The following is a 5,865-nucleotide window of genomic DNA, read 5'->3' on the forward strand; positions in this document are numbered from 1 at the left end:
ATCCCTGTGGGAGCGGGCTTGCCCGCGATGAGGCCCTTCCTGATCACGCCGCCCGCAACGAAATAAACCCATAGTTAGGCGCATCCATCGCCACCTGTGCACCGGCCGCCAATACTTGTCCGGCAATATCCTCACTCGACACATGGAACAGCCACTCACTGCTCCATTCCGGCAGCGTCTGCCCGGTCAATTCATCGAAAATCGTGACGAATTCGTTCATGTCTGGCAGGTAAGCGGTGAACCCATCGCCTTTCAGCGCGGTAGTCCGAATTCCCAGCAACGCACACATCGCGTCCTTCATCTGAATGTCATCACGATCCGCCTGGCGGGAGCGCAGGATCAGTTCCGACAGTTCACGGTCGACCAACTCACCGCCGACAATCAACTGCGGCCCTTTTTCCCACGATTCGGTCGGGCATTCCTTCACGGCCGTGTTCAGTGGGATGTGTGGATTGATTTCCATCGGATAGATGCGGCACACCAGCGGCCGGCGCTCGTAGATGCGGCAGAGGTTGTCTTCGTCAAGATTCCGACAGGGGCCGACGTTGTAGGCAGCGAATGTGATGGCGACGTACGCTTCGGCGTCCGCGCTGCGAACCACAGCAGAGCGGCGTACGGCGTGTTCACGCTGTTGCACTGGCAGGCCAAGGCCACTGCTCAGGAAGGCCTCCACCAGCACGATGACCTGGCCGCCATCGGCCGCCCACATGCGGGCTTCAGGCAGGGTCAGGGGCACATGGTGGTCATTGCAGCATTTGCCGCAGCCAACGCAGGAAAACGTTTTATTCATTGAACGGTCAGTCGCATCCGAGGGCATGAAGCGGCGACAGGATGCCGCCGTACAGGCCGCAGTCGAAGCAAGTTATGCGCCACTCACTGCGCCTTGGCAGTCGGGCGGATGGAGTCCCACTCGGTGATGTACGCGTTTTTGCTCTTTTTGTTGTAGAGACACAACTCGGTGCCTTGCGCGCCTTTCATGTGTTTTTGCGGGTATTGGCCTTGCAGCAGAACTGCGGTGTAGCCGACCCGGTCGTCGAATTGCGCGGCATTGCCGACAGGCTCGGGATTGCTCAGGCCGCTGGCCTTGATGCAGCTGGCGAGTACGGTTTTGTCGTAGGCGGCCCAGGCGTCGGGGCTGGAGGCGTGGGCCTGAGTGGCGAGGGCAGTGAGGCAGAGGAGGGTCAGTGTTACAGCTTTCATTGATCGGGCATCCTTGGGCTCGGTTCGGGAGCGTCCGAGTATGCCTCAAGAGATTTGCAATGAGGGCCACCGCCAGGATCGCAGCCCATGAGCTGCCGAAGGCTGCGATCTTTTCACCGATCAATCCGCAATCAACTCCCGGCACACCACACGCATCCCGACGCTTTCATACAACCGCACCGCCCGCAGGTTGTCCTCCAGCACCTTCAAATCCACAAACCCTTCCCGGCGCTGGCGGAACACGCTGAACGCATGCAGCAGCAACCCGCGCCCCAACCCCTGTCGCCGTGCGCGGGGATGCACCACCAAGTCCTTGATGTAGGCACTGGTCCAGCACTGGCAAACGGCGACCACACCATCGGCATCCAGCGCAATAAAACACAGGGCAGGATCGTATTCGGGATCATTTTCAAAACGTTGCTGCCAGATATCCAGCGCGGGCACATGTCCACCGCCCTCGTGATAACCCAGTTCCATCAATTCATGCACGTCGGCCGCGAGGTCGGGGCGGTAGTGAGTCAGTTTTATGTCGGTGGGCCAAGTGATGGCTGGCACAACCTCGGCGAGGTCGCGCCGCATCAGCCAGCAATAGTCTTCGGCCAAGGCTTAATGACCTTGTTCGGCCACAGCCTTGGCCGCGTCGATCAGGCACTTGGTCAGTTCCGGCGAGGAGAACTTGGTCAGCACCGCGTTCGCCCCGGCCAGTCGAGCCTTTTCACTGTTCATCGCACTGTCCAGCGAGGTATGCAGAAGTACATAAAGATGCGCGAAATCCGGCGTTTCGCGCAGGGTGCGCGTGAAGGCGTAGCCGTCCATCTCGGACATTTCGATGTCGGAGACGATCAGGTTGATCTGTTGCGCGGTGCCTTGCAGATCCAGCAGGCAGTCGATGGCTTCCTTGGCGCTGCGCGCTGTATGGCATTGCAAACCGAGGTTGCGCAGGGTGTGTACTGATTGCTGCAAGGCGACCTGGCTGTCATCGACCACCAGAATCCGTGCGTTGCCCAGTACCTCGGCGTCTTCCATGCTGAGCTCGGTCGGCGCCATGTCGATTTGCACCGGGGCGATGCCATGGATCACTTTCTCGATGTCCAGTACCTGCACCAGAGTGCCATCGACCGAGGTGACACCCGTGATGTACGCGCGCGGGCCGCCAGAACCGAAAGGCGGTGGGCGGATGTCGGTGGTCAGGCAGTGGACGATCTTGCTCACCGCCTGAACGTGCAGGCCCTGCATGGAACGGCTGACATCGGTGACGATCAGGCAGCCACCGTTGGGATCTTCCAGCGGACGCTCGCCGATGGCGCGGCTGAGGTCGATCACCGACAACGAGGCACCACGCAGCGTGGCGATGCCTTTTACGTGGGGGTGCGACTCCGGCAGCCTGGTCAGCGGTGGGCAGGGAATGATTTCACTGACTTTGAGCAGGTTGATCGCCATCAACTTGCCGCTGCGCAAGGTAAACAGCAGAAGCGAAAGTGAGTCTGCGCGGGCTTTGGTCGAGGACATAAGAACCTTCTGTTGAGAAAGGTGACGGACGACCGCGAGGATCGCCAACAGCTATCGATGCCGGGTTATCGACTTGTTGGGGGCAGGCTTTAGCTTTATCAAAAGATCGCAGCCCATGTAGGCGCTGGCTTGCCAGCGAAAAACCCGAGACCGCCGCGGTGAATCAGGATGATCGCGTTATCGTTGACTATTTTCGCTGGCAAGCCAGCTCCTACAGGGGCCGCGATCTTTGCTTACTTCATTCCTAATCGCTTGGCCATCCGCCCAAGATTCGCCCGGTCCAGCCCCAGCTCCCGCGCCGCACTGGCCCAATTGTTGTGATGACGCTCCAGGCATGCTCCGATCAATTGGCGCTGATAGTTTTCGGTGGCCTCGCGCAAGTCTCCGGTCACCAATGCCACCGCCGTCGCGTCAGGTTGCTCGGTGGCGACTTCGACGCTGCCGTTGGGCAGATCGAGGTCAGCTGCACTGAGGCTGAGAATCTTTGGCCGCTCTTTGCAATTGCCCAGAGCTTTCAACGCGCTACGGCCGATCAAATGCTCCAGTTCCCGCACGTTGCCAGGCCAGTCATAGGCCAGCAACGCAGCTTGAGCATCGCTGCTCAGGCGCAGGCTGTTGAGGCCCATGCGCGAGCGGTTCTGCTCCAGGAAGTAACCGCTGAGCAACAGCACGTCGCGGCCTCGATCTCGAAGCGCGGGTACTAATAGAGGGTAAACGCTGAGGCGGTGATAAAAATCGGCGCGATAACGGCCGCTGCGGACTTCTTCGGCCAGGTCGCGGTTGGTGGCCGCAATCAGTCGTACATCGACTTGATGTTCCTTGTCCGAACCCAGGCGCTGCAACTGACCACTTTGCAGCACACGCAACAGTTTGGCCTGCACGGTCAGCGACAGCTCCCCGACCTCATCGAGAAACAGCGTGCCGCCATTGGCCAATTCAAACTTGCCACGGCGGTCATTCAACGCACCGGTGAAGGCGCCGCGGACATGGCCAAACAACTCGCTTTCCACCAGCGTATCGGGCAAGGCCGCGCAGTTGAGGCTGATGATCGGCTTGTCGGCGCGAGGGGAGGCGGCATGGATGGCCTGGGCCACCAGCTCCTTGCCGACGCCGGTTTCTCCGGTGACCAGCACGGTCAGATCACTGCCGCCCACCAGATTGATTTCTTCCACCAGGCGTTTGTGCGCCTTGCTCTGGCCGATCATTTCACGGCTCTGCTGGCCGCTGGCCTGACGATAGACCTCCGCGCGCTGGTGCTCGTCTTCGACGCGATTATTCAGGCGTTCGATGCGTTCGGCGGCGTTGACCGTGGCGGCCGCGAGGCTGGCGAAGGCTTCAAGGGCGTCCAGTTCGATGGGTTCGAACTGCTCCGGATCAAGGGCGTCGAGGGTCAGCAGGCCCCAGGGGCGCTCGTCGATGAACAGCGGACAGCCCATGCAGTCATGGACTTCCAGGTGGTCATCGAGGCCATCGACCAGGCCGTCATAAGGGTCGGGCATGTCGCTGTCGGCGGCGAACCGGGTCGGCCCGGGGCTGCTGAGCAGGGCTTGGAAGCGCGGGTGCTCGCTGACCTTGAAGCGTCGACCGAGTGTATCGGTGCTCAATCCGTCAACGGCCAGCGGCACCAGCCATTCGCCATCAAGGCGCAGCAAGGCGGCGGCATCGCAGGGCAGCAGGGCGCGCATGGCTTCGAGCAGGCGTCGGTAGCGCTCGCCTTCAGGGAGTTCGCGGGACAGGTCAGAAACCAGTGGCAGCAGGGCGGTCAGCAGGGATTTTGCAGTCATAGTGACTCCGTGTAGTCGGTATGACTATAAAGCTGCTTGTGTCGATTTGACTACTGTATTCTTAACTTGTTGATTTATAACGAAATTAAAGTTGGCACGAAAGCTGATAAGCATAGGGTAATCGCTTACAAACCCTCGATGTTCAGGAGTCACCTTATGCTTAGCGTTCAAGACCGTGCCATCGTCAAATCCACTGTTCCGTTGCTGGAAAGCGGTGGCGAAGCCCTGATCACTCACTTCTACCGCATGATGCTGTCCGAGTACCCTGAAGTCCGCCCACTGTTCAACCAGGCTCACCAGTCCTCGGGTGACCAGCCGCGTGCCCTGGCCAACGGTGTACTGATGTACGCACGCCACATCGACCAACTCGACCAGTTGGGCGACCTGGTGGCCAAGATCATCAACAAGCACGTGGCCCTGCAGATTCTGCCGGAGCATTACCCGATCGTCGGCAGCTGCCTGCTGCGTGCCATCGCCGAAGTGCTGGGCGAAGAAATCGCCACCCCGGAAGTGATCGCAGCATGGGGTGCGGCCTACGGCCAACTGGCGGATATCCTGATCGGCGCCGAAACCAGCATCTACGACCAGAAGGAGCAGGCTCCAGGCGGCTGGCGCGGAGCGCGGGAATTCATCATTGCGGCCAAGGTCGAGGAAAGCGCCGAAATTACCTCGTTCTACTTCGAACCGGCTGACAAAGGCCCGATTCTGGCGGCAGAGCCAGGTCAGTACATCGGCATGAAGCTGATCCTCGATGGCGAAGAGATCCGTCGGAACTATTCGCTGTCGGCCCTGGCGAATAAAGGTCAGTACCGTATCAGCGTCAAGCGTGAAACCGGTGGGCGTGCTTCCAACTTCCTGCATGATCAAATGCAAGTCGGTGCCAGCATCCAATTGTTCCCGCCATCAGGCGAGTTCACCCTGACCACCAGCGACAAACCGCTGGTACTGATCAGTGGCGGTGTCGGCATTACCCCGACCCTGGCTATGCTCGAAGCGGCGCTGGAAACCGAACGTCCGGTGCACTTTATCCACTGCGCCCGCAACGGCGGCGTCCACGCCTTCCGCGACTGGATCGACGGGCTGGCTGAGCGTCATCCGCAACTCAAGCGCTTCTACTGCTATGCCGAAGACGACGGCGTGAGCCCGGCGGCGCACAAGGTCGGCCTGCTGAGCCAGGAGCAACTGGGCGAATGGCTGCCTGCCGAGCGTGATGTCGACGCTTACTTCCTGGGGCCGAAAGGTTTCATGTCGGCCATCAAGCGGCACCTCAAGGCCTTGGGTGTGCCGGAGAAGCAAAGCCGTTACGAGTTCTTCGGCCCGGCTGCGGTATTGGAATAACCCTCTCCATGATCGTTCCCACGCTCTGCGTGGG

6 protein-coding genes are annotated in these 5,865 nt (G+C 60.2%); 1 reads left to right on the forward strand and 5 read right to left on the reverse strand.

What is annotated here, in order from left to right:
- Positions 1-43: 43 nt before the first annotated feature.
- The 5 genes from ACRESJ_RS13255 to norR form a co-directional block, all read right to left on the reverse strand.
- Positions 44-790: a YkgJ family cysteine cluster protein gene (locus ACRESJ_RS13255; protein ID WP_431758288.1), complete on the reverse strand. Its 747-nt coding sequence runs from the start codon at positions 788-790 to the stop codon at positions 44-46.
- Positions 791-873: 83 nt separating this feature from the next.
- Complete coding sequence (locus ACRESJ_RS13260) at positions 874-1,200, reverse strand: hypothetical protein (RefSeq protein WP_431758289.1); 327 nt, start codon at positions 1,198-1,200, stop codon at positions 874-876.
- Positions 1,201-1,320: 120 nt separating this feature from the next.
- A complete protein-coding gene (locus tag ACRESJ_RS13265; RefSeq protein ID WP_431758293.1) occupies positions 1,321-1,779 on the reverse strand; it encodes a GNAT family N-acetyltransferase in 459 nt (152 codons plus the stop codon).
- A 27-nt stretch (positions 1,780-1,806) separates the two neighbouring features.
- The gene (locus ACRESJ_RS13270; RefSeq protein ID WP_431758290.1) at positions 1,807-2,709 is read right to left on the reverse strand and encodes a chemotaxis protein CheV; all 903 of its coding nucleotides are present in this window, start codon (positions 2,707-2,709) and stop codon (positions 1,807-1,809) included.
- A 233-nt stretch (positions 2,710-2,942) separates the two neighbouring features.
- A complete protein-coding gene (gene norR, locus ACRESJ_RS13275; protein WP_431758291.1) occupies positions 2,943-4,493 on the reverse strand; it encodes a nitric oxide reductase transcriptional regulator NorR in 1,551 nt (516 codons plus the stop codon).
- 156 nt (positions 4,494-4,649) lie between these two features.
- Here norR and hmpA point away from each other — a divergent pair, with 156 nt between their 5' ends.
- Positions 4,650-5,831, forward strand: a complete 1,182-nt coding sequence (hmpA, locus tag ACRESJ_RS13280; RefSeq protein ID WP_431758292.1) for an NO-inducible flavohemoprotein — start codon at positions 4,650-4,652, stop codon at positions 5,829-5,831.
- The last annotated feature ends 34 nt before the right edge of the window (positions 5,832-5,865 follow it).

Source organism: Pseudomonas sp. (assembly GCF_050739655.1).
GTDB lineage: Bacteria > Pseudomonadota > Gammaproteobacteria > Pseudomonadales > Pseudomonadaceae > Aquipseudomonas.

Bases quoted from the DNA above. Each gene is read 5' to 3' on its own strand.
- ACRESJ_RS13255 (WP_431758288.1), bottom strand. From the start codon at position 790: ATGAATAAAACGTTTTCCTGCGTTGGCTGCGGCAAATGCTGCAATGAC.
- ACRESJ_RS13260 (WP_431758289.1), bottom strand. From the start codon at position 1,200: ATGAAAGCTGTAACACTGACCCTCCTCTGCCTCACTGCCCTCGCCACT.
- ACRESJ_RS13265 (WP_431758293.1), bottom strand. From the start codon at position 1,779: ATGCGGCGCGACCTCGCCGAGGTTGTGCCAGCCATCACTTGGCCCACC.
- ACRESJ_RS13270 (WP_431758290.1), bottom strand. From the start codon at position 2,709: ATGTCCTCGACCAAAGCCCGCGCAGACTCACTTTCGCTTCTGCTGTTT.
- norR (WP_431758291.1), bottom strand. From the start codon at position 4,493: ATGACTGCAAAATCCCTGCTGACCGCCCTGCTGCCACTGGTTTCTGAC.
- hmpA (WP_431758292.1), top strand. From the start codon at position 4,650: ATGCTTAGCGTTCAAGACCGTGCCATCGTCAAATCCACTGTTCCGTTG.